The 23,125-nt window shown below is 62.9% G+C and carries 18 protein-coding genes and 2 pseudogenes; 6 read left to right on the top strand and 14 right to left on the bottom strand.

The features are described from left to right. Positions 1-38: 38 nt before the first annotated feature. Positions 39-965 carry a LysR family transcriptional regulator gene (locus tag CWS35_RS29090; protein WP_024582329.1) on the bottom strand — a complete coding sequence of 309 codons (927 nt, stop codon included), beginning with the start codon at positions 963-965 and terminating at the stop codon, positions 39-41. A 91-nt stretch (positions 966-1,056) separates the two neighbouring features. On the opposite strand from CWS35_RS29090, the gene CWS35_RS29085 reads away from it, so the two are divergent. From CWS35_RS29085 to CWS35_RS39880, 4 genes and pseudogenes are all read left to right on the top strand, one after another. Beyond that, positions 1,057-2,052 (top strand): TIGR03571 family LLM class oxidoreductase, encoded by a 996-nt coding sequence (locus CWS35_RS29085; protein WP_024582328.1) that lies wholly within the window; start codon positions 1,057-1,059, stop codon positions 2,050-2,052. Between the two features lie 18 nt (positions 2,053-2,070). Next, on the top strand, positions 2,071-2,892 hold the full coding sequence (locus CWS35_RS29080) for an aldo/keto reductase (protein WP_024582327.1): 822 nt from the start codon (positions 2,071-2,073) through the stop codon (positions 2,890-2,892). Positions 2,893-2,905: 13 nt separating this feature from the next. Beyond that, positions 2,906-4,111, top strand: coding sequence for an MFS transporter (locus CWS35_RS29075; protein WP_100955044.1), 1,206 nt, complete (start codon positions 2,906-2,908; stop codon positions 4,109-4,111). A gap of 65 nt (positions 4,112-4,176) precedes the next feature. Continuing rightward, positions 4,177-4,782, top strand: a pseudogene (locus CWS35_RS39880) (SDR family NAD(P)-dependent oxidoreductase); the annotation flags it as partial. A 111-nt stretch (positions 4,783-4,893) separates the two neighbouring features. Here the strand turns inward: CWS35_RS39880 and CWS35_RS40190 are convergent. The 5 genes and pseudogenes from CWS35_RS40190 to CWS35_RS29055 all read right to left on the bottom strand — a co-directional run. Further along, a pseudogene (locus tag CWS35_RS40190) lies at positions 4,894-5,610 on the bottom strand (cyclase family protein); the annotation flags it as partial. Between the two features lie 98 nt (positions 5,611-5,708). Beyond that, complete coding sequence (locus tag CWS35_RS39175; protein WP_157817263.1) at positions 5,709-5,984, bottom strand: hypothetical protein; 276 nt, start codon at positions 5,982-5,984, stop codon at positions 5,709-5,711. A gap of 266 nt (positions 5,985-6,250) precedes the next feature. Further along, positions 6,251-7,834, bottom strand: a complete 1,584-nt coding sequence (locus CWS35_RS29065) for an AMP-binding protein (protein ID WP_100955042.1) — start codon at positions 7,832-7,834, stop codon at positions 6,251-6,253. 105 nt (positions 7,835-7,939) lie between these two features. Next, positions 7,940-8,719, bottom strand: a complete 780-nt coding sequence (locus CWS35_RS29060; protein ID WP_245438732.1) for an SDR family oxidoreductase — start codon at positions 8,717-8,719, stop codon at positions 7,940-7,942. A gap of 94 nt (positions 8,720-8,813) precedes the next feature. Next, positions 8,814-9,998: an acyl-CoA dehydrogenase family protein gene (locus CWS35_RS29055; RefSeq protein ID WP_100956770.1), complete on the bottom strand. Its 1,185-nt coding sequence runs from the start codon at positions 9,996-9,998 to the stop codon at positions 8,814-8,816. A 282-nt stretch (positions 9,999-10,280) separates the two neighbouring features. Here CWS35_RS29055 and CWS35_RS29050 point away from each other — a divergent pair, with 282 nt between their 5' ends. Continuing rightward, entirely contained in the window at positions 10,281-10,883 is a 603-nt protein-coding gene (locus tag CWS35_RS29050; RefSeq protein ID WP_100955040.1) for a TetR/AcrR family transcriptional regulator, read from the top strand. A 188-nt stretch (positions 10,884-11,071) separates the two neighbouring features. Here the strand turns inward: CWS35_RS29050 and CWS35_RS29045 are convergent, their stop codons facing one another. From CWS35_RS29045 to CWS35_RS29015, 7 genes are all read right to left on the bottom strand, one after another. After that, on the bottom strand, positions 11,072-12,274 hold the full coding sequence (locus tag CWS35_RS29045; RefSeq protein WP_100955039.1) for an ABC transporter substrate-binding protein: 1,203 nt from the start codon (positions 12,272-12,274) through the stop codon (positions 11,072-11,074). A gap of 100 nt (positions 12,275-12,374) precedes the next feature. Next, positions 12,375-13,145: an enoyl-CoA hydratase/isomerase family protein gene (locus tag CWS35_RS29040; RefSeq protein ID WP_245438731.1), complete on the bottom strand. Its 771-nt coding sequence runs from the start codon at positions 13,143-13,145 to the stop codon at positions 12,375-12,377. 29 nt (positions 13,146-13,174) lie between these two features. Continuing rightward, entirely contained in the window at positions 13,175-15,175 is a 2,001-nt protein-coding gene (locus tag CWS35_RS29035) for a biotin carboxylase N-terminal domain-containing protein (protein WP_100955037.1), read from the bottom strand. Positions 15,176-15,192: 17 nt separating this feature from the next. Further along, entirely contained in the window at positions 15,193-16,800 is a 1,608-nt protein-coding gene (locus CWS35_RS29030; RefSeq protein WP_100955036.1) for a carboxyl transferase domain-containing protein, read from the bottom strand. 167 nt (positions 16,801-16,967) lie between these two features. Next, complete coding sequence (locus CWS35_RS29025; RefSeq protein WP_100955035.1) at positions 16,968-17,384, bottom strand: Zn-ribbon domain-containing OB-fold protein; 417 nt, start codon at positions 17,382-17,384, stop codon at positions 16,968-16,970. Next, positions 17,384-18,565, bottom strand: coding sequence for a thiolase (locus CWS35_RS29020; protein ID WP_100955034.1), 1,182 nt, complete (start codon positions 18,563-18,565; stop codon positions 17,384-17,386). Before CWS35_RS29020 ends, CWS35_RS29025 begins: the two co-directional genes overlap by 1 nt. Then, complete coding sequence (locus CWS35_RS29015) at positions 18,562-20,103, bottom strand: class I adenylate-forming enzyme family protein (protein WP_100955033.1); 1,542 nt, start codon at positions 20,101-20,103, stop codon at positions 18,562-18,564. Before CWS35_RS29015 ends, CWS35_RS29020 begins: the two co-directional genes overlap by 4 nt. A gap of 132 nt (positions 20,104-20,235) precedes the next feature. On the opposite strand from CWS35_RS29015, the gene CWS35_RS29010 reads away from it, so the two are divergent. Continuing rightward, complete coding sequence (locus CWS35_RS29010) at positions 20,236-21,045, top strand: enoyl-CoA hydratase/isomerase family protein (protein WP_100955032.1); 810 nt, start codon at positions 20,236-20,238, stop codon at positions 21,043-21,045. A 73-nt stretch (positions 21,046-21,118) separates the two neighbouring features. Here CWS35_RS29010 and CWS35_RS29005 read toward each other — a convergent pair whose 3' ends face one another. Then, entirely contained in the window at positions 21,119-23,074 is a 1,956-nt protein-coding gene (locus tag CWS35_RS29005; RefSeq protein WP_245438727.1) for an AMP-binding protein, read from the bottom strand. Positions 23,075-23,125 lie beyond the last annotated feature (51 nt).

Genomic DNA, 23,125 nt, shown 5'->3' with positions numbered 1-23,125 from the left:
CCAATTCGTCAAGCGGTCGCAGCACCTTTCACCGTGGTTTATGTGCGGGAACGTCGGGTCCGGATTTCCTCGTTCAGGAAGGACTGTAGACGCGGGACGATGAAATCGAGGAACACGCGCACGCGCTGCGGAAGGCGGGCACCGCCAACATACACGGCGTGAATCTCTTCCTCATCACTGATGACGTCCGAGAGCACTTCCACGAGCCGTCCCGCAGCAAGATCGGCACGCGCATGATAGTCGCCGAGGCGCGCGAGCCCGACGCCCGCGACCGCCATCCGCCTGACCGTCTCGCCATTGTTGGCGAGCAAGGAGCCATTGACGGCACGATCGACGATCCGGCCACTCTCCTTGAGCGGCCAGACTGGAGCGGCGCGACGGAAATTGAACCCGAGACAATTGTGCTGCGCGAGATCGTCGGCGGTCCGCGGTGTCCCGTTGCGCTTCAGATAGGCCGGGGATGCTACGATCTTTCGACGCGCGGCACCGACCCGGCGGGCCATCAAGCCGGAGTCGGCAAGCCGTCCAACGCGAAACGCGACGTCGGTGCGATCGAGATAGAGATCGACGATCTCGTCGGAGAGCGAGAGGTCGACGACGATGTTGGGATAGGCCTGCCAGAACGCGGGCAATTGTGGCTCCACCGCGAGAACGCCGAAAGCGACGGAGGCATTCACTCTGACGGTGCCACCTGTGCTCGCGGCCCCCTGGGATAGCTCGCGCTCCACCTCATCCAGTTCGCCGAGCAGTCCCTGGCTACGCTCATGGTAGATTTGTCCTTCGGCTGTGAGCGACAGGCGCCGGGTGGAGCGCTTCAGCAAGCGTACCCCGAGCCGCTCCTCGATGCGCGCGATGAGCTTGCTCACGGTGGAGGGGTTCATGCGCAGGAGCCGTGCAGCGTCCGAGAAATTGCCCGACTCGACCACGCGCAGGAACACCTGCATCTCGCCAACACGGTTATCCACGCACCACCTGTCCCGTCTGTGATTTCGCTTCACAGATACTGTGGAACCGCGACGGATTATCAAGCCCCCAGGCGTGACCTATTTCGCTGCCATGTCGAAGAATTCAGCACTTGATCTGATCCGGAAGCCCAATCGCCTGACGCTCGGCCTTGAATTGCCGCTGGACAATGACTGGTCGCCTGCGGGCGAGGCCCGGCGCGTGGTCGCGGGCCGTCCGCGCGGCGTTCCCGACCTGACGGCGCAGGCCGATCTCATCCGTGCCGCCGACGAACGCGGATTTGCAGCGATTTGGATCCGCGACGTGCCGGTGTTCGACGCAGTCAACATGGGCGACGCCGGTTCGGTCTACGATGTCTTCTCCCATCTTGGCTATCTTGCCGGAGTGACGAGGAACGTCGCGCTCGGTACCGCCGCGGTGGTGCTGCCGATCCGCCATCCGCTGATGACGGCGAAGGCGGCTGCCTCGGTGGACGTGCTCTCGGACGGCCGACTGATCCTCGGCGTCGCCTCGGGAGACCGGCCGGTGGAATATCCGTTGCTCGGTCTCGACTATGAGACGCGCGGCGAAGCCTTTCGTGACGCGGTGACCTATCTGCGAGCGGCGTGGCAGCCGGGCGGCCTGCCGGTGAACGACAAGCGCGTGCCGAGCCTCGACCTGCTGCCGCGCCCGGCGCAGCCGGCCATTCCGATCGTGGTGGCCGGGCAGGCAGGCCAGGATGACCGCTGGCTTGCCGCCAATATGGACGGGCGCTTCGTCTATCCCGGCGCTGTCGAGCGGATCGCGACCCAAGTCCAACACTGGTGTGAAGCGACCTCCGGCCGTGGCGCCTTCATCAGCGCCTTCCATCTCGACCTGCTGGATGATGCCGATGCGCCGGCCGAGCCGATCCGGTTCGGCGCACGGGTCGGGCGAAACGGCCTGATCGCGCATCTCAATGCCCTCGCTGGCGTCGGCGTCGATCACCTCGCGATCAACCTGCGGCGGTCGGGGCGCCCGCCGGGCGAGATCATCGAAGAACTGGCGTCGGACGTCTTGCCGGCGCTCGCGACCAACCCCGAGACCACCTCCGAGGCGCACGCCGCCTGAACATCAAGGATTGAAACCATGGACATCGTAAGGGCGCATGAGGCGTCGATCCCGGCACTCGGCTTCGGCCTGTTCCGCATGTCGGATGCAGAGATCGAGGCCGTGGTACCGGCGGCGCTGGAGGCGGGCTTCCGTCATTTCGACACCGCGCAGATCTACCAGAATGAAGCGGCGCTCGGTCGCGCGCTCGCCGCGGCCGGCGTACGCCGCGAGGAGCTCTTCCTCACCACCAAGGTTTGGGTCGACAACTACAGCGAAGGCAGGTTCGCCGCGTCGGTCGACGAGAGCCTCGACCGCCTGAAGGTCGACCAGGTCGATCTGCTTCTGCTGCACTGGCCAGCGGACAAGGTATCGATCGCCGACCAGGTGGCGATGCTGAATGCAGTTCAGGCTGCGGGCAGGACGCGTTTCATCGGCGTCAGCAATCAGAACATTGCGCAGATGAAGCAAGCGATCGCGCTCAGCAGGGCGCCGATCGTCACCAATCAAATCGAGGTCCACCCGTATCTCGACCAGGCCGCCGTAGCGGCTGCCGCGAGGGCGGCAGGCGTCGCCATCGCAGCCTATTTCGGGATGGCCGATGGCGCGGTCCCGCGCGATCCGGTTCTTCAGAAGATCGGCGCACAGTACGGCAAGAGTGCCGCACAGGTGGCGCTGCGCTGGCTGATCCAGCAGGGCTACATCGCGCTGTCGAAGACCGCCAGGCCGGAGCGCGTCGCCGAGAACTTCGCGATCTTCGATTTTGCGCTGAGCGACCATGACATGGCCGCGATCGCCAAGCTCGCTCGCCCTGACGGACGCCTGGTGAGCCCGCCCGGCCTTGCGCCGGCCTGGGATTGAGGAGGATCGTGCAATGAACGGGTCTATCTCGCAAACTTCCCCAGTGGCCGACGCGAAGCGGTTCAACTGGCCGCTGCTTGCCCTTGCCATCGGCGCCTTCGGCATCGGCACCACCGAATTCACGCCGATGGGGCTGCTTCCGGTGATCGCGGAGGGGGTGCACGTCTCCATCCCGTCCGCGGGCCTCCTCATCAGCGCCTACGCCATCGGCGTCATGGTCGGTGCGCCCGTCATGACGCTCGCCTTCAGCCGGTTCGGAAAGCGCAGCGCGCTGATGATGCTGATGGCGATCTTCACCGTCGGCAACCTGCTCTCGGCGGTGGCGCCTGGCTACACGACGCTGCTGTTGGCGCGTCTCGTCACCAGCCTCAATCACGGCGCATTCTTCGGCCTCGGCTCCATCGTCGCGGCCAGCGTGGTGCCCAGGGAGAAGCAGGCGAGCGCTGTCGCGACCATGTTCATGGGGCTTACCATCGCCAATATCGGCGGCGTTCCCGCCGCCACATGGATCGGTCAGCAGATCGGCTGGCGCATGGCGTTTGCCGGAACCGCGGTTCTCGGCGTCATCGCGATCGCGTCGCTGTGGCTGGCTTTGCCGAGAGGCGAAGCAGGCAAGCTTCCCGACGTGCGTCGCGAACTCCGCGTCCTGATGCATCCCACCGTCCTGCTGGCTCTGGCCACGACGGTGATGGGGGCGGGCGCCATGTTCACGCTCTACACCTACGTCGCTCCGGTGCTTGCGGAGCTGACAGGCGCCTCCGGCACGTTCGTGACCCTTGGTCTGGTGCTGATTGGTGTCGGCTTCACGATTGGTAACGGTCTCGGCGGTCGGCTTGCCGACTGGTCCCTCGATGGCGCAACGAAGATCTTCCTGGCCGCGCTCGCCGTCATCATGGTGGCACTGCCGCTGGTGCTGACAAGCCATGTCGGTGCCGCTATCGGCTTGCTGGTCTGGGGGGCAGCGACCTTCGCCATCGTCCCGCCGATCCAGATGCGGGTGATGCAGGCCGCGGCGGAAGCGCCCGGGCTGGCGTCGTCGATCAATGTCGGCGCGTTCAATCTTGGCAATGCGCTGGGTGCGGCGGTAGGCGGCGCCGTCATCAGCCTCGGTCTTGGTTACGCGGCGGTCCCCGTGGCTGGCGGCGTCCTTGCCGCGGCCGGGTTGCTGCTCGCCTTGCTCGGTCAGAAGCGCGTCGCCTTGCAGTCATGTGAAGCCTGAAACTCAAGTCAAGCGCACATCAGCTACACAACGTTCCCCATGAGTGAAATTTAGGAGACAAACGCATGGACCTGCAACTGAATGGCAAGATCGCACTCGTGACCGGCTCGACCGCCGGGATCGGCCTTGCGATCGCCAAACGGCTGGTTGCGGAGGGAGCTACGGTCGTGATCTGCGGCCGCAACCAGCAAAAACTCGACGCTGCAATCGGCGAGACCGGGGCGCGCGGTGTGCTTGCCGATCCGGCGACCGCAGACGGGGCGGCGGCGCTGGTCGCGGCGGTGCCGGACGTTGACATATTGATCAACAATCTCGGCATCTATGAATCGAAGCCCTTCGAAGAGATCTCCGACGAGGACTGGCGGCGCTTCTTCGAGGTCAACGTGCTCTCCGGCGCCCGTCTCGCCCGCAGCTATTTCCCCGGCATGATCGCCCGCGACTGGGGGCGTGTCATTTTCGTCGCCAGCGAAAGTGGTCTGCTCGTGCCGCCCGACATGGTTCATTACGGCATGACCAAGACGGCGCAGCTTGCGATTGCGCGCGGCCTTGCCGCCAACACCAGGGGGACGCGGGTGACAGTCAACTCGGTGCTGCCGGGAACCACCCGTTCCGAAGGTATCGTCGATTTCCTGAGGAGCGTTGCGGACGATCCGAACGCGCCCGAGGACCAGGGCTCGCGTATCGATCAGCTCAAGATTGTAGATGCCGTTCTTCGCCAGCATGAACTGATTGATCGGAAACTCCTGACCGTCCTTGGCCGGATAGATCTCGGATGCCCAGGTGTCGCCGCCGAAGGCCACGATTTGCTGTTCGGCAAGCCATTTGGCCGCTTCCATGCCGATCCCGGGCTCGACTTCGAGGAACGTCTTGTTGTCCTTGCCGATCAGCTCGAGCCATCCGGTATTGAAGAGCACCACGTCACCCTTGCGCAGCGTGATGCCTTCCTTCTGCAACACCGCCTTGATGTCGGCGACGGTGAACTCGGTGCCGGCCGGAACGATCGGTTGACCGTAATATCCGACCATGTCGAGCACGACACCTCGCGTCACCATGGGCGGCACCTTCTCAAGTCCCAGTTTGGTGACGCCCTCGACGGTGACGAAATCAGCGGCTTTGTTGCCGTTGTAGTAGGTGTAGTCGATGCCGATGTGGCCGATACCATTGAGCTGCGTGCCGACTCCCGTCCATCCGTTGACCAACTCGTCGTTGAATGTGAATTTGTTCGGTCCCTTGGTCGTGCCGCCGGCTTCGCCGGGCTGAACATTGTAGAGATGAAAGCTGCGGTGACGAAACGCCGGGAGGTTCTTGTCGATCGGAACGCCCAACGGGTAGGTCTTTCCGGTCTTGACCAGCCTGATGGCTTCAAGCGTCACGTCTGACGTCAGGAGGTTTGCGGCACCGATCTCGTCGGACGCTCCGTACTTTGAGGGATACCAGTCCGCACTTTTTTCCTGTGCCGCGGCTGATGCGGCCAGCGCGATGCCGGCGATCGATCCCATGATTGTCAGGCGCTTCATCGAAGAGTTCTCCTTCCAGGTCTCAGCGGCCGCACCCAGCGAACGCCTGCCATCGGTGTAACCGCACGGACCGGCGCGCATCAGACCCGCCGTCTTCTCAGCATTTGGGAAGCTGCTTCACAAATGAATCGGATCGAGGCCGGCGTATCGGCCCGGCGCGCAGGAAGGTGGTGGAAGCAGCCGGACCAGCCGCCGTAGGCGACGCCGCCCAATGCGGCGCCGGAGACGACGATCCCGGCCGGGGTACTGCTTTGCATGGGGTTGTTTTCGATATTTGAGTTGGGGCAGGTGGGCAGGCGATCAAAAGCATCGGGTTGCATTGCATCGATGTTGCGGGTAAGCAGCTGAGATGACATGGAAATTTTCCGTTGCGCCGATGATGGATTGGAGCGAGAGTTTAGGTTTTTCAGTAGGTTAGAAGACGTCGTGTGCGCAGCACGTGCACCGGGAGATCAAGGAAAATCGACCGAAAGCAAGCGTGAGCGGCCGCTTCGCCGGGGAACGTCGTGCAGCTCGCGCCAGTAGTCCTTGCGCGCGCGTGGCGTTCGTTCAGCAACCTTATGAGTCCGCTACCTCTGCAAGCGCCGCGTTTCGCGCGCGTCCAGTGCGACGCTGCGACGAACTACTGATAGTAAGTTGCATAGGTGCGCCTCAGCTTGGCTTTTTCGATCTTGCCAGTGGCCGTCTTGGGCAGCTCCGAAACATGGATAACGGCCTTCGGACATTTGAAGGGGCTTAACCGCTCGCGGATGGCCGAGAGGAGCACGTTCGCGTCAACCAATTGGCCGTCCTGCGTGACGACGACGGCTGTGATCGCTTCGCCCCAGCGATCGTGCGGCAAGCCGATCGCGGCGACCTCGAGCACGTCTGGATGTGCGGCCCGGATCGCTAACTCGACCTCGATCGACGAGACATTCTCGCCGCCTGTTTTGATGACATCCTTGAAGCGGTCCTCGAACCAGAGAATCCCATCATTGTCGAAATGGCCGGCATCGCCCGAGTGGAACCAGCCGTGGCGGAAGGCGTCTGCGGTTGCCTCTGGATTATGCAGATAGCCCGCCATGGTCTGGGGGCTGCGATAGACGATTTCGCCGGTTGATCCGGTCGGAAGCAGGTCGCCGCTCGGTGCCATAATAGCGACCTGCACGTTAACGGCGGGCGTGCCGACGGCACCGGGATGGCTCAGCTGGTGCTCCGGCTTGAAGAATGTCGAGACCGGGCTCATCTCCGTTTGCCCGAACATGAGGCTGAAGTCGCAGCCGAAAGTCTCGATTGCTTTGTGGAGCTCCGCCTCCGGCATCGGCGCCATGGCGTAGACCGTTAGGCGCAGGCTGGAGACGTCGCGCCGGTGCGCGAGCTGACGTTCGACGAGCTGCTGGATCATCATCGGTAGCGCAAAGAGCACGCTGATGCGCTCGCTTTCGATGACTTCGTGAAGAGCAGTGGCATCGAAACCGCGCTGGATCACCATCGAAGCGCCTGCCGCAATTGCCGGTGTGCAAAGCGCGTTGAGTTGGGCCGTGTGGAACAGCGGCAGCACCACGCTCAAGCGATCGTTCTCGGTCATTCGTGTATCGATCGCGGTTCCAAGTGATTCCAGGTAGATTGCGAGATGGGTTCCGATCACGCCCTTTGGCGCCGAGGTCGTACCGCTGGTGTAGAGATAGGAGAGGGGCGCGCGATCCTCGATCGGGACATCTGGCACGTCGGACGACTGACCGGCCGCGAGCGCGTTGAAATCGAGCAGCGGCACGTCGCCGATGCTATCGGGAGTCGTCGCGCCTAGAGCCTGTCCGTCGATCACGACGACGCCAAGCAGCTGTCGCGGATCTTCCACACCAGCGTAGAACTGTTTCAGCAGGCCCGCCTCGACGACGGCGGCGCGAGCGCGCGAGTCCTTCAGGACATGGCTAAGTTCGCCTTGTCGCCAGAGCAGGTTGACGGGGACGCAGACCAGGCCAAGCCGTGCGCAGGCGAAATAGACGGCCAGGAATTCGGCGCGGTTGCCCGACATCAGGGCGAGAGCGTCGCCCTTCTCGAGGCCCAGCGCGGAAAGACCATGGGCGACCCGGTTGGTCCAGGCGTCAAAGTCGCGATAGGACCAACGCCTCTCGCCATCGCAGATCATCTCTCGCCCCGGAAACCGCGCCGCACTACGGGTGACAAGGTCGCCAACATTGACACGGTGTATCAGATGATTGGTCACGGCCGATTGATCCTTGTTGTAAGAATGAATGCTGGCGAGGAAGTTCCCGATGCGGATATTGAAGGTGAGCTCTTTGGAGTCGTGTCGCCGCGACAGGCGACCGACCTATGAGTCCTTGCTCGTGAAATAGGCCGGTTTTCCGGTCGTCCATGTCTCGCCCCAGAGCTGGCCCCCTCCATCCACGGTCAAGGTCTCGCCAGTCACGAATCCTCCGGACGGACCTCCGAGATAGGCGCAAGCTTCGGCAACGTCCCACGGCGAACCCGCCCGCATCATCGGATTCGATCGTGGGTAAGCCGCGCGCGCCTCAGGCGTATAGACGTTCCAGCCTTCGGTCTCGATCGCCCCGGGGGCGATACAATTCACCCGAATGTTGAAGGGGGCCCATTCGACGGCAACGCTGCGGGAAAGGCCGATAACCCCGGATCTCGCGGCGATCGAATGCGCAATGCCATAAAGGCCGTGCGTCGTAACGACGACAATGTTGATGATGCTGCCCGGATATTTGTTGTCGCGCCAGTGTCGTGCGGCGGCCTGCATCATGTACCAGGTGCCGTTCAGATTGGTATCGATGACGGCATTCCAGCCCTTCACGGAGAAATCGATGGCTGGTTGTGGAAATTGGCCACCCGCGCTGTTGATCAGGCCGTCGACGCGGCCATGCTCCTGCCAGACCGCATCGAACAGCGCCTTGACGGCGTCAGGCTCCCTGACATCGACGGCGTGTGCGGATGCCTTCAGTCCTTTCGCCGCCAAATTGGATGTCAGGGCGGACAACATGTCACGATTGCGGCCGACCACGACGACATGCGCACCGAGCCGCGCGTACAACCACGCGATTGCCCGCCCGATGCCTCCCGCGCCTCCGGACAGCACGATGACCATGTCCTTGAGGGCGCCAGAAGCGAACACGGTCCGATGCGCCGCGAGCTCATCGTCCGTCAATCCCAGTCTGTCCGACTGCTCAGGCGCGTGATCGTCAGCCATGGGAAGCCACGCCCTTGAGGAGTTCGCCGGCGATAATCATCTTCCGGACTTCCGTCGTTCCGGCGCCGATCTCCAGCAGCTTGATCGAACGAAATAACCGGTTGATCTCCGACTCCCAGATGTAGCCGCTGCCGCCGTGGATCTGGACTGCCCTGTCGAGGACGGCGTGGCATGCCTCGGCGGCGTACATCACGGAGGCTGCCGTCAGCATGTGGATATCGCCGCGTCCGCCACCGCCGATCTCGAGCGGTGCCGCTTCCGCCAGCGTGCGATAAGTGAAGGTCCGCATGGTTTCGACCTGAACGTACATCTCCGCCAGCATGGACTGGACCATCTGGAATGATCCAATCGGCTTGCCGAACTGTTGGCGCGTCTGTGCGTATTCGATGGAGAGCTGCAAAGCGCGCTCCGAAACGCCAAGACACAGCGGTGAGACCATCGCGCGCTCGAGATCGAGCCCGCTCATCACGATCGATACACCGTGATTTTCGCCGCCAACGAGGTTTTCCGCGGGCACCAGGCAGTCTTCGAACACGAGCTCGGCGGTCTGGCTGCCGCGATAACCCATCTTGGTCAGCTTCTGTGCGACCTTGAACCCCGGAAAGCCTTTTTCGACGATGAAGGCGGAGATGCCGTGGGCGCCTTTTGAGCGATCAGTCTTGGCGTAGACCAGGACAACGTCGGCAACGGGTCCGTTCGTGATGTAGATCTTGCCTCCGTTGAGGACGTAGTGATCTCCGTCGCGCCGCGCGGTCGTGCGCATCGAACCGAGAGCGTCGGAGCCGGCCCCCGGTTCGGTGAGGCCCAGCGCACCAATTTTTCGGCCCGCGCAGAGGTCCGGCAGGTATTTGCGGCGCTGCTGCTCGTTGCCGTTGCGATAGATGTTGTTGGCGCACAGATTGTCGTGCGCGACCCAGGACAGCGCCATCGCATGGTTCCAGCGCGCGAAGCCCTGCAGCACGAGGCCAGCCGCCACTAGGTCGAGGCCAGCGCCGCCATATTCCTCGGGGATGGTCGCACCGAAAAAGCCGTTCTCCCCGATCATGCGGAACGCGTCGTCCGGCCACCATTCCTCGCGATCCATTCGTTCGGAGAGCGGATAGAGCTCCCTCTGCGCAAAGCGATCCGCCTGATCGAGAATGGTTTGCTGCTGTTCGTCGAGCGCGAATATCGACATGCGATTGTCGCCGCTCAAACTGGCCTGGATGTGGTCATCCGTCGGTTTTCCTTCCCAGTCATTATGGACGTCGCGATCTTGGTGATCACGTGCTTTATAATGAATGTAATTCAGTTTAAGTTGATGTCAACATCCGGGCCGTCCGACGAGAGTCAAAATGAATGATCTTCAGTTTCATGCGACGTCTCGCTGCGTGCGACAGGCGCCGTGCAGGCACTCGAACCCTGGGGTGGTTGCGCTGCGATTTGCCATCCAGGATCTGAAAAATTCCGGAGTTACGATATGCCGGCGATAAGCCCCGAACGAATGCAGGACCGTTACGACGCAATCCTCGACGCGGCCAAGCGTGCCTTCGCCGAGAGAGGCTATGAGGGGGCGTCGATCGCCGAGATCGCGCGCATCGCTCAAATTTCCGATGGGCTTGCCTATCGCTATTTTCGCAACAAGCGGAACCTGCTGTTCGCCGTGCTGCAGAAGTTCTATGAACGGATCTTGATCGACCTCGAGACGCAGGTGTTCAGGAAGGCTCGCTTTCATGATCGCCTCGAAGCGCTGATCAAGCGACATATCGAGGTCTTCGTGTCCGATACCGACCTTTGCCGCTTGTTTATCGCGGAGGTGCGGGGCGCGAGTGACTACGAGGGCTCGGCAATCCAGGAGATGAACCGGCGCTACACCTCGGTGTTGATTCGAATCGTCAAGGAAGCCGTAAAGGCCGGAGAGGTGAGGCCGGATGTAAATCCAAAACTGCTGCGCGACGTTCTGTTCGGCGCGATAGAGCATCTTGCCTGGAGGTACGTCAACGGCAGGGGGCACCTCAGGGTTGCTCAGACGGCACGTGAGCTGACCGCCATGCTCACCATCGGCATTTGCGTGGGCGGATAGATATCCCGGTCGCAGAGCCTTTCCGTGCGATACCGGGTCCGATTCCCGAAGGTGTCCGCCCACTTGCTTCAGGCTCGGCAGCCGCGAGGTGGATCGCTGCGGGCATGCGAACGAGCCGATTGCATCGGCGCGTCGCATTTGTCGACGTTACCCCGGGTTGTTGAGCCCGTTTGCCCGAGTTGAACAGCTCACTTCTTCAGGAGTGGGCATTTCGACTCGGAGACCGGCCGGTATGCGTCTTCGCCCCTGACGGTCTTGACGATTTCAAGGTAATCCCACGGTTCCTTCGACTCGGACGGCTTCTTAACCCGGGCGAGATACATGTCGCGGATAACTCGGCCATCCTCGCGCAGCTTGCCGCCGTGCACGAAAGCGTCTTCGATCGGCAGTTCGCGCATCTTGGCCATCACCTTCGCCGGATCGTCGGTGCCGGCGGCCTGGATCGCCTTGAGATAGTGCAACACCGAGCCGTAGACGCCGGTGTGGATCATCGTCGGCATCACCTTGGTTCTGGCGAAGAACTTCTTCGACCATGCGCGGGTCTTTTCATCCATGTTCCAGTAGGAGGCCGTCGTCATGTAGGTGCCTTGTGCGGCCTGCAGTCCGATGGCGTGCACGTCGGTATCGAACATCAGCAGGCCAACGAGTTTCTGGCCACCCTGCACCAAGCCGAATTCGCCGGATTGCTTGATCGCATTGTCGGTGTCCTGGCCGGCGTTGGCGAATGCCACCACATCCGCCTTGGAGTTCTGCGCTTGCAAGACAAACGAGGAGAAATCGGCCGTATTGGTGGGGTGCCGCACGCTGCCGAGCACCTTACCGTTCAGTTCCTTGATGAAGCGCGTGGCGTCCTTCTCCAGTTGCTGGCCGAACGCATAGTCGGCCGTAACAAAGAACCAGGATTTGCCGCCTTCGTTGATGACCGCCGAGGCCGTCACTTTGGACAGCGCATAGGTATCGTACGCGAAATGAACGGTGTTGGGGCTGCACAGTTCGTCTGTCAGCGAGCTTGCGCCCGGCCCCGAGAGCAGGGCGATCTTGTTGCGCTCCCTGACCATGTTGTGAACGGCGATCGCGATCCCCGAGTTTGGAATATCGGCGATGGCGTCGACCTTGCCATTGTCGAACCAGTCGCGTGCGATCTGGAGGCCGACGTCGGTCTTCATCTGATGATCGGCACTGACGATCTCGATCGGCTTGCCGAGCACGGTCGGCCCGAATTCCTCGACGGCCATTTTTGCCGCTTCAACCGATCCGGGCCCGCTGTTATCGCGACCCCAGCTCGAAAGGTCGGTCAGCACGCCGATGCGGACGACATCGTCCGAAATCTGCGCTGAGGCTGTCGACGCCGTCGCCGCTACGATGACCAAGGCCAGTAAATAGGTCTTCACGTGTTCTCCCCCATTATTTTTGTGTTGGATGGTGGCGTAGTGCACCTCGCAGGCATGTCATCTGCGGGGCGATGATGGTTGCGATGAAGGTGGGTGCGAATTACCCCTTGCCGAATTGCGGCTCGCGCTTTTCCCGAAACGCACCGATGCCTTCACGCGCGTCAGCATGCGTCAGCAGGAATGGAAAGCCGTCGATCGCATGGCGCATCTCGTCGCCGCCGAGGCCGCGGTTGTAGAAGGATTTTGCCATTCGCACCGCAAGCTGCGGCTGTGATGCGATGCGTTCCGCGAACGCCATCGCGTCGGCAAGCAATCTGTCATTGGGAACAACGTGGGAAACGATCCCGAGCCGAGCTGCCTCCGCTGCAGTGAGCGGGTCGCCGAGCATGCTCATCTCCTTGGCTTTCGCACGCCCGACAATATCATTGAGCCGCACAATGGCGAAGCCGGGCAATAGCCCCAGCTTGATCTCTGGTACCGCAAAGCGGGCGCTCTCGGCGGCGAAGATGAAGTCGGAAGCGATCGCAAGCTCGAAGCCGCCGCCATAGGCAATTCCGTTGACGGCTGATATCACCGGCTTCAGCGCCCGCTCCGGGGCCGACAACACGCCCATGGCTTCGATAAAGAAGGCGCGGGCCTTGTCCGGATCGAAATCGAAGTTGCCGATATCGGCGCCAGCGCAGAACGCCTTGCCGCCGGCGCCGGTGATGATGCTGACGCGCACCTGGTCGTCGTTGTCGGCCCGCTTCAGGCCTTCGAGGATGCCTGCGCGAATGCCGGTCGTCAGGGCGTTCAGCTTGTTCGGCTCGTCAAGGGTCAAGATCGCGATCTTGCCCCGGACCTCATAGTTCACGCTTTCCAATCGTAACATGTGCTTTCCTGGAAATCTCGAGAGGCGGGCTATTGCAGGGCGAGGTCCGGCTCGACGACGGCGACGACGGCATTTCTCTCGACCGTATCGCCGGGCTTGAAATGGACCGCGGTCACGACGCCATCGACTTCGCTGGCGATGCGCAGTTCCATCTTCATGGACTCCATGATGAGGGCGGCATCGCCGGCCTTGACGCGGGTGCCGACCGCAACATTGACCTTGAGCACCACGCCGGTCATCGGAGCGCGTAGCTCGCCGCTGATGTCGGGACTTGTGCTGATGTACCGCAGATAGGGAATCGCGGTCATGGTGTGGGCGGCGCGCGCGTCGTGGACGAAGATCGCCTGATCCTTCTGGGAGATGCGTACGGTCTCGCGGCGCGTGTTCACCACAGTGGCGAAGTCTCCGTCAGGGAGCTGCGAAAGCTTCACCGAAATCCTGGCATCGTTGACGCCGATCAGCATCGTGCTGTCCGCCTGCAACGGCGCAAAGCGGATCTCCGCGCTGGCGCCGGCGCTCTCGAGGTGGAGAACCGGAATCGGCGACATGCCGTCGTCGCCTGTCGCCATCTGCCAGCCGGTCAGCCCGCTGGATTGCCAAGGGTTGTCGGAGCTGACGGCGCGCTGGCGCATCATCCAGAAATAGGCCCCGAGCGCCAACGCGTCGGCGTCGAAGCCGTCGGCGCGAGGCGTGAGCGCGTCGATCTGTTCGTCGATGAGGCGGGTATGGAATGTCGCGGCCCGGGTCGCGGGCAGGGCGATCAGTCGTTGGAGGAACTCCCTGTTGGTGATGACGCCGAAGATCGACGTCTCGTCGAGCGCGCTGTGGAGTCGATCGAGCGCCTGATCGCGGGAGGTCGCGTGGGCGATCAGCTTGGCCAGCATCGAGTCGTAATAGGGCGTCACGGTCGAACCGCTCTCGATGCCGGTCTCGACGCGGATGCCGTCGGGCGGAAACCTGACATAGGCGAGCTCGCCGGTTGACGGCATGAAGCCGTCGTTCGGATCCTCGGCGCAGATGCGCGCCTCGACCGCGTGGCCCCGGCACGTCACGTCGTTCTGCGCAACCGGCAGGCCTTCGCGGGCGGCGATGCGCAGCATGGTCTCGACGATGTCGATGCCGGTAACCAGTTCGGTCACCGGATGCTCGACTTGAAGCCGCGGATTGACCTCCAGGAAGTAATAGTCGGTGCCGCTGACAATGAATTCGACCGTGCCGACACCACGATATCGGAGCCTGCGGCCGAGCCGGACGGCGTCGTCGAGGATGCGCTGGCGAAGGTGGGGCGGTAGATTGGCGGCGGGCGCTTCCTCGATCAGCTTCTGGTGGCGGCGTTGCAGCGTGCATTCGCGTTCGAACAGGTGAATCACGTTGCCGTCGCCGTCTCCCGCGATCTGCACTTCGAGGTGCCGGCCGTGCTGGATCAGTTTCTCGACGATCAGCCCCGCGTCGCCGAAGGCATTCTTCGCCTCGCGCATCGCGGACTCAATTTCGTCGCGGAGCCCATCGAGGGTCGTGATCGCCCGCATGCCCTTGCCGCCGCCCCCGGCCGCAGCCTTCAGCATGACCGGCAGTTCGAGCCGGCGAACGCTGCGTTCGATTTCGACAGGATTCTGGCTCGGAACCTCGCTGCCCGGCACCGTCGGGACGCCGGCCGCGGCGGCCTCGCGCTTCGCCGATGCCTTGTCGCCGAGTCGTTCGATGGTTTCGGGCGCAGGTCCGATGAACACCAGCCCTGCGGCTTCGACCGCGCGGGCGAAGGCCGCGTTCTCGGCAAGGAAGCCGAAGCCGGGATGAATGGCCTCGGCGCCGGTGGTCTTTGCGGCAGCGATCACCGCATCGATCCGCAGGTAGCTTTCCGAGGCCGGCGCGCCACCGATCTCGATCGATTCACCGATGGTCCTGACATGCAACGCGTCTGCATCGGCGATGGAATGCACGCCGGCCACCGCGACGCCGAGACGGCGGCAGGTGCGGGCGATACGGCAGGCGATTTCGCCGCGATTGGCGATGAGAATCTTCTTGAACATGGCGGGTCTCCTGCCGATTACATCCGCAACACGCCGAAATCGGTGTGCTGATGCGGGATCCGGCCGGCCAGATCGAGCAGCAGCGCCATCACGCTGCGGGTTTCGAGCGGATCGATCACCATGTCGCACCAGGTGTTGCGGGCGAAATTGTAGGCATTGGCGAAGTCTTCGAAGGTTCGCCGGGTCGGCGCCATGTAGGCTTCACGTTCTCCGTCCGCCCACGTCGTGCCTTCGCGCTTGTGAACCTCGTCGCGGACCATCGCGAGCGTGGTCGCGGCCTGGTCGGGCCCCATGATCGCGGAGCGGGCATTCGGCCACATCATCATGGCGTTCGGCCGGAACGCGCGACCGCACATCGCGAGATATCCCGCACCATAGGCATTGCCCATGATCAGCGTGTATTTCGGCACGTTGGCGCTAGCCATCGCCGTGATCATCTTGGCGCCGTTCTTGGTGATGCCGCCTTCCTCCGCCTCGCGGCCGACCATGAAGCCGGTCACGTCGGCCATGAACAGCAGCGGAATGTCGCGCTTGCAGCAGAGGTCGATGAAGTGGGTCGCCTTCAGCGCGCTTTCGGAGAACAGCACGCCGTTGTTGCAGAGGATGCCGATCTCGAAGCCCATGATCCGCGCGAAGCCGGTAATCAGGGTGTCGCCGTAGAGCGGCTTGAATTCATGGAATTCGCTGCCGTCGACGAGGCGGGCGAGGACGTCGCGATTGTTGGTGGGAACGCGAGGATCCGAGGAGATCAGGCCGTAGATTTCGGCTGGATCAAACAGGGGCTGACGGACCTGGGCGACCGTCCAGCTCTGCCGTGGGATTTCGCCGAGATTGGCAACGATCTCGCGGGTGATGGCGATCGCGTGTGCGTCGTTCTCGGCGAGATGATCGGTCACGCCGCTGACGCGGCTGTGCATCTCGGCGCCGCCGAGTGCTTCGACGCCGACCTCCTCGCGAGTTGCCGCATAGACGAGCTGCGGCCCGCCGAGGAACATGGCGCCCTGGTTTCGGACGATCACGGTTTCGTCGCACAAGGCGGGGATGTAGGCGCCGCCTGCGGTGGAGGGGCCGTGAACCACTGCGATTTGCGGGATGCCTTCGGCAGACATCCTGACCTGATTGTAGAAGATCGAGCCGAATTGCCCGTCGTCGGGGAAGATATTGGGTTGATCGGGCAGGTTGGCGCCGCCCGACTGAACCAGGGTCACGCAGGGCAGGCGGTGCTGCCAGGCGAAGCGTTGGGCCCGGACGTGCTTCTTGCAGGTGATGCCGTAGTACGTCCCGCCCTTTACGGTCGGCTCGTTGGCGATGATCATGCAGGGGCGGCCGGAGATCATGCCGACGCCGGTGATGATGCTGCCGCCGGGCGGCACGCCCTCGTAGAGGCCTTCGCCGGCCAACTGGCAGAATTCGAGGAACGGCGATCCGGGATCGATCAGCGCCGCAATTCGTTCGCGCGGCAGCAACTGGTCGCGCTCCTTGTGAAGCTTGCGCGCCCGTTCGGGGCCGCCGATCGCCGCAGCGGCGCGGCGCCGCTGAAGATCGGCGACGCGTTCGGCATAGGCGCTGCGGTTTCGCTTGGATTCCTCGCTCGAGGTGACAACGTCCGATTTCATGATTGCCATTGCGAGATGTCCTGGCGGCTGCGCGGCAAGCTCATCGATCGCTTGCCACCTGTTTGAATCGTTCCAAGGGCTGGCGGCGCAATCTTCGTAAACCGGATGCGTCGCCAAAATCTAACATTTGTTAGAATTACTCGCGCGACGATGCAAGCAGAACTCATAGGTGCCTCTCAAACTTTCCTGAAGCGCGGCAGGGTCACGTCGTCGGAGATTTTGTCGAAGGCTAGCTCGACATCCATGTCGAAGTTGACGTCCTCCGGGTCGCTGCCCAAGAGGGTGCTGATCATGCGCGGCCCTTCCGCGAGCTCGACGAGCAACACGGCATAGGGCACGTCTGCCTTGAATGCTGGGCCCGGAGCCCGGTGGACCACGCTGAAGGAGTGAACCTTGCCGCGGCCGGTTGCCGCCCTGTGCTCGAGCTCGTCGCCCCCGCACGCGCGGCATATGGCCTGCTGGTAGTACTGCACGTGGCGGCATTGACGGCAGTGCTGCAGCAGAAGCTTGCCGTGTTGCAGGCCGCGCCAGAACGCGGCGGTGTCGGCGTCCGGTGCGGGCAGGGGCTTTCGGGTGGGCTCTTCCGACGCCATCACAGCGCGCTCCGTGTGCCCAGAATGGTCGTGGCGTTGGTGGCGAATCCCGCACCGAGGCTGTGCACCAGCCCAAGCTGAGCACCCTGGACCTGCCTTTCGTCGCATTGGCCGCGCAACTGCGCGATCACTTCATGGAAGTGGAACAGGGAGCCCGGCATTCCCGAGTGCGCGAACGACAGCAAGCCGCCATGGGTGTTGGAGGGAATTTGACCGCCATAGCTCATCTGTCCGTCGGCTACGAACGGTCCGCCTTCTCCCTTCCGGCAGAAGCCGAGGTCTTCGAGCATCATGATCACCGTGCCGGTGAAGCAATCATAGATGCCGGCGACGTCCATGTCGGTCGGCCCGTAGCCGGCCGTCGCATAGGCCCGCTGGCTGGATTCGACGGCGCCGGTCATGGTGAGGGACGGCATCAGGAAGATGTGCTCATGGGTGTAGCACTCGCCGCAGCCAAGGATGTAAATCGGCTTCTCGATCCCGAGCGCCTGCGCATGCTCGGCCGAGGTGAGGACAAACGCCGCGCCGCCATCCGATATCAACGAGCAGTCGAGCTTGTGATAGGGCGTGGTGACCATCGGTGAATTCAGAACGTCCGCGACGGTGATCGGTGTCGTCTGCTGTGCGCCGGGGGTGCGCGCGGCGTGGCGCCTGTGCACGACCGCGACCTCCGCCAGTTGCTCGGGGCTGGTGCCGAACTCCTTCATGTGCCGGTGGGCGGTCATGGCGAAGGTGTTGGCGACGGGGATGCCGAATGGCATTTCATACTGCTGATCCCGGCTTTCGGTAAGAGAGCGCAGCGCCATGTCCGGCGTCAGCCCCGTCATGAGACTGTCGGCCGCGACCAGCAACACAGTCTTGGCGAGGCCGCCATGAATGGCGGCCGCGCCGATGCTGAACATCGTCGCCGCCGTGGCGCCGGACACCTGCAGCGTGTTGGAGAAGGTTGGGCGGATGCCGAAATATTCGCTGAAGGCGACGCTGAAGCGGTGGAACGGGGAAGCGAAAGCGTGGCTGGACAGCACGCCATCCACCTCGTTCTTGGCGATCCCGGCATCGGCGAGGGCATTCCTGGCCGCCTCGGCGGCAAGCGAGAGCGGGCTGCGGCCAGGCACCTTGCCGACTGCAGACAGTCCAATGCCGATGACGGCGACCTTTCCTCGAAGGCTGGTATCGCTCATGTGGAGGCCTTCAGCCGGCGTTCGAGTTCGTGGCGCTGGACCTTGCCGCTCGTCGAGCGTGGGAACTCTGCAAACGCGATGAGACGGAATTCGCGTGGTCGCTTGTAACCGGCGAGCTCGCGGCGGCACAATTCGGCGAGTTCGGCCTCCGTCATGGCGGCATCGTCGCGGCAGGCGACAAAGGCGACCGGCGCCTCGCCCCATCTGGCGTCAGCGGCGCGCACGACGGCGACCTCCGTGATCCGATCGTCGCTCAGCAGTACGCGTTCGATCTCGGCGGGGTAGATGTTCTCGCCGCCCGACTTGATCATGTATTTGGCGCGATCGATGAAATCGAGCGATCCGTCCGGGTTGCGCCTGAACACGTCGCCCATGTGAAACCAGCCGCCGCGGAAGTCGCGTGCGTTGGTCTCGTCTGCCTGCCAATAACCGGAAAACAGCGTCGGGCTGCGGATGGCCAATTCGCCGGGCTCGCCGGGCGCGACTTCGTTGTCGGACGTATCCACAAGCTTGATCTCGCAGAACGCATTCTGTCGCTTGGATAGGCTGGTGGGTACTTTGCCTGGCGGGATCAACGCGCGTGTTGCCGGCGGCAGGCCGGTTTCGGTTGAGCCGAAGCTGTTGAGATACGGGGCGCGCAGCAGCTCGGTCACCTCAGCAATGGTGTGCGGGGGCACAAGATCGGCCATGGCCCCGCACACCCGCACGCCCTTCACCTTGCTGTGCTGCGTCTTCAGACCGTCGACAAAGGCCTCCACCATGCCTGGGATCAGGACTAGCCAGCCAATGTCGTGTTGGGACACGGTTGTCAGTAGCGGCTCCAGCTGGAATCCGTCGATCACAATGACAGTCCCACCACGCAGCAAGGTGGCAAGCGCGTGATCGGTCGATGCCATGTGGAACAGCGGGGTCCATGCGACGAACGTGTCGTGCGGCGCGATGCCGAGTTCGGAGGAAAACACCAGCGCGCGCATCACCATGGCGCGGTGCGAAATCACGGCGCCTTTCGGCAGGCCGGTCGTTCCGCTGGTGTAGAGAATGACGAGCCCATCTTCCAGCTGAGCGATACGCGGTGATGCCCGCCCATCTTGCAGCGCGAGCTCGCTTTCGTACTGAGGTCCGATCTCCAGGATCGGATACGCCTTGGCGGCGGAGGGAAGGTTTGCGGCGAGATCGGCCTCGACCAAGATCAGCTTGGGTGACACCAGTTCGATGCAGTAGGTGAGCTCGCGCTCCGACAATCGCCAGTTCAGGCAAGCCGTGATGATCCCGAGATTGGCCGCCGCCAACTCGATCTCGAGGTATTCCGGTCGGTTCCGCGACAGCAGGCCGAGCCGGTCGCCCCGTTGCATGCCTCGGGCGATGAGTACGGAAGTCAGGCGACGAACCCGGTCGAGCAACTCGCCATAGGTCACCCGCCGGCCGCGGTGTTCGATCGCAGGTCTGCTGGCATGAAGTTCGGCGCAGGCCTCGAACAGCGCGCCGACGGTTCCGATGCCGGATCCGGCTGCGATCTGGGTACTGAACTCGGTTGCCATCGACGTTTCCTCAAGCGCTGTCTTTCGACATTCTTGTCCCAAACCGGTGCTTGCGCCGGCGGATTACAAATTCTAACATCTGTTAGAAATAATTGGTAGCGCTTCTTATGCGCCAACAGCGGGAAGATCAACATGTCCAATCGGTACGCCGCCTACACCAGGCTGAAGCTCGACTATCCGGCCGAGCGGATCCTTCGGGTTACCTTCGATCGCCCCGAAACCTACAATTCCGTCGACGCCGAGACCCATACGCAGCTCACGCACATCTGGCGCGACATCGACAACGATCCGGATATCAACGCCGTGATCGTCACGGGGGCCGGAAAGGCATTCTCGGCTGGCGGCGATTTCGAGCTGATCAAGGGGCTGCTCGACAATCCGGCGGCGCGGATGGCCACCTGGAAGGAGGCAAAGGACCTCGTCTACAACGTAATCAACTGCAACAAGCCGATCATCTCGGCGATCAATGGCGTTGCGGTGGGAGCTGGTCTCGTCGTTGGTATCCTCGCCGACGTGTCGATTTGCGGCAAATCCGCGCGGATCGTGGACGGGCACACGCGTCTCGGCGTCGCAGCCGGCGACGTCGCCTGCATCATTTGGCCGCTGCTCTGCGGACTGGCGAAGGCAAAGTACTATCTGCTCACATGCAAGCCGCTGTCCGGTGAGGAAGCCGAGCGGATCGGCCTGGTGTCGCTGTGTGTCGACGATGCCGAACTGCAGAAGATCGCACTGGAAACGGCGCTGGATCTCGCGACCGGCGCACAGAGCGCGATCCGTTGGACCAAATATGCCTTGAACAACTGGCTTCGCGTCAACGGACCGCTGTTCGACACGTCGACTGCGCTCGAGATCCTCGGCTTTGCCGGCAATGAGGCGCGCGAAGGATTAGCCTCGCATCTCGAGAAGCGCAAGCCCGCGTTCCCGAAGGATTGCCCGATCTAGCAGCGATCGGTTCTCGCCAAAGCAACTGACGTGCTCGGTTGCTTTGGCGCCCAGATGAATCGGGGCAGGCCGCCTACGCCTTGAGCTTGCGCCGGATGTGCTCGATGGCCTCGGGGTTGGCGAGCGCCGAGAGATCGCCGGGGTCCTTGTCCTCGAAGACGGCACGCAGCACGCGGCGCATAATCTTCATGTTGCGTGTCCTCGGCAGGTCGTCGACCAGCAGCACCCGTTCCGGGCGGTACGAGGTGCCCATTCCGTGTACCAGGGCTTGAGCCAGCTCTTCGGACAGCACGCGGGAATCCTGCGTGGTGGCACTGGGCACGCAGGCGCACACGATGGCGGACCCCTTCACCGGATGGGGGACGCTGAAGACTGCAGCTTCCGCGACCTTGCCGGTTGCGGTCAGTATGCCCTCGAGCTCCGCCGGGCCGACGCGCTTGCCCGAGATCTTGATGGTGTCGTCGGAGCGGCCGAGAATGTAGTAGAGGCCGTCCTTGCCGCGCATGGCAAAGTCACCATGCACCCAGATCCCCGGGATCGTCCTCCAGTAGCTATCGAGATAACGTTGGTCGGCCTTCCACAGGCTCTTGGTGAGCCCGATCGATGCGTGACGCAGGACCAACTCGCCGACCTCGCCGTCGGGGACACGATTACCCGCCATATCGACGATGTCTGCGCCGACGCCGAGCGCCGGCCGGGAGAACGAGCATGGGTTCATCGGATGGTTCGGCGTGCCGGTGAAGATGCAGCCGCCGACTTCCGTGCCGCCGGAAATATTGATGATCGGGATCTTCGACTTGCAGACATGCTCGAAGAACCATCGCCACGGCGTCTCTGTCCAGGCCTCGCCGCCCGACGCAGTTATTCGCAAGCTCGAGAGGTCGTATTGCTCGACCTCCTCGCCATACCGCATCATGCTGCGCACGATGGTCGGTGAGACACCGAGATAGGTGACCTTGTGCTCGGCGATCAGGCGCCAGAATCGTCCTGTGTCGGGATAGTCCGGAGTGCCCTCGGCGACCAGCAGCCTGCCGCCCGCGAAGCTCGGGATGCAGGCGCACATCGCGCCCACCATCCATCCCATGTCGCTAAAGAAGAAAAACAGATCCGTTGGCTTGAAGTCGCCGCAGATGATCATGTCTCGCGTGACCATCGAGGCAATGAAGCTGATATGCGTCCACACGCAGCCCTTCGGTTCGCCCGTCGTGCCCGACGTGTACAGAAGGATGGCCGGGTCTTCCGCGTCCATCTCGGCGGTCGGAAGCTCTGGCCCGTCCAGGGCGATCTCGTTCCACCAGTGGTCGCGCCCCGCCTGCATGGGGGTATCGATTCCGAGGCCGCCACGGTCGGCCACGATCACATGCCGGACGCTTGGCGTAGTTTCGAGCGCCTCGTCGAGAACCGATTTCAGAGGGGCCGGTGCGCCGCGACGCCAGGTGCCGTTCGCCGTGATGACCGCTTTCGCTTCACCGTGGTTGAGCCGCGACCGGATCGGATCGGGACCAAAGCCCGAGAACAGTGGCATCACGATCGCGCCGATCTTCAGGATCGCGAAGAAGGCGGCGAAGGTTTCGGGCAGGTTCGGCATGTAGATCGCGACGACATCGCCCTTGCCGATTCCGAGCTTACGCAAGCCACAGGCTAGCCGTTCGACCGCGGATGAGAACTCCGCGTAGCTCAGCCGTCGCTGCTCGCGTCTGTCTTCGCCTTCCCAGATCAGAAACGGCCTGTCCCAGATGTCGGTTCCGCGATGCTTGTCGATGCAATTGAGGACGATATTCGTGGTCCCGCCAACGCACCAGCGCGCCCAGGGCTCGCCTCGTGCAAGATCAAGGATCTTCTCGGGCTTGCGATAGAAGCGAACGTCGCAGAACTTGAACACTTCCTGCACGAGCCAGGCCGGATCGCTGTCGGCCTTGACGGCGAGCGTGTCGTAATCCGGCTGCCCCGTAGCGCGAAGAAACGCGCTCAGATTGCTCGCCTCCGTCAGTTCCGCGGGGGGCGTCCAGAGATACTCCAAGGTCGCCATGTTGCCTCCTCCTGCTTCAAGAGCTGCCGCCATCTTCTTGCATTTGGCGTG

The organism is Bradyrhizobium sp. SK17 (assembly GCF_002831585.1).
Classification (GTDB): domain Bacteria; phylum Pseudomonadota; class Alphaproteobacteria; order Rhizobiales; family Xanthobacteraceae; genus Bradyrhizobium.
Note: the sequence above shows the minus strand (reverse complement) of the source record. Positions and strands in the feature narration are given on the sequence as shown.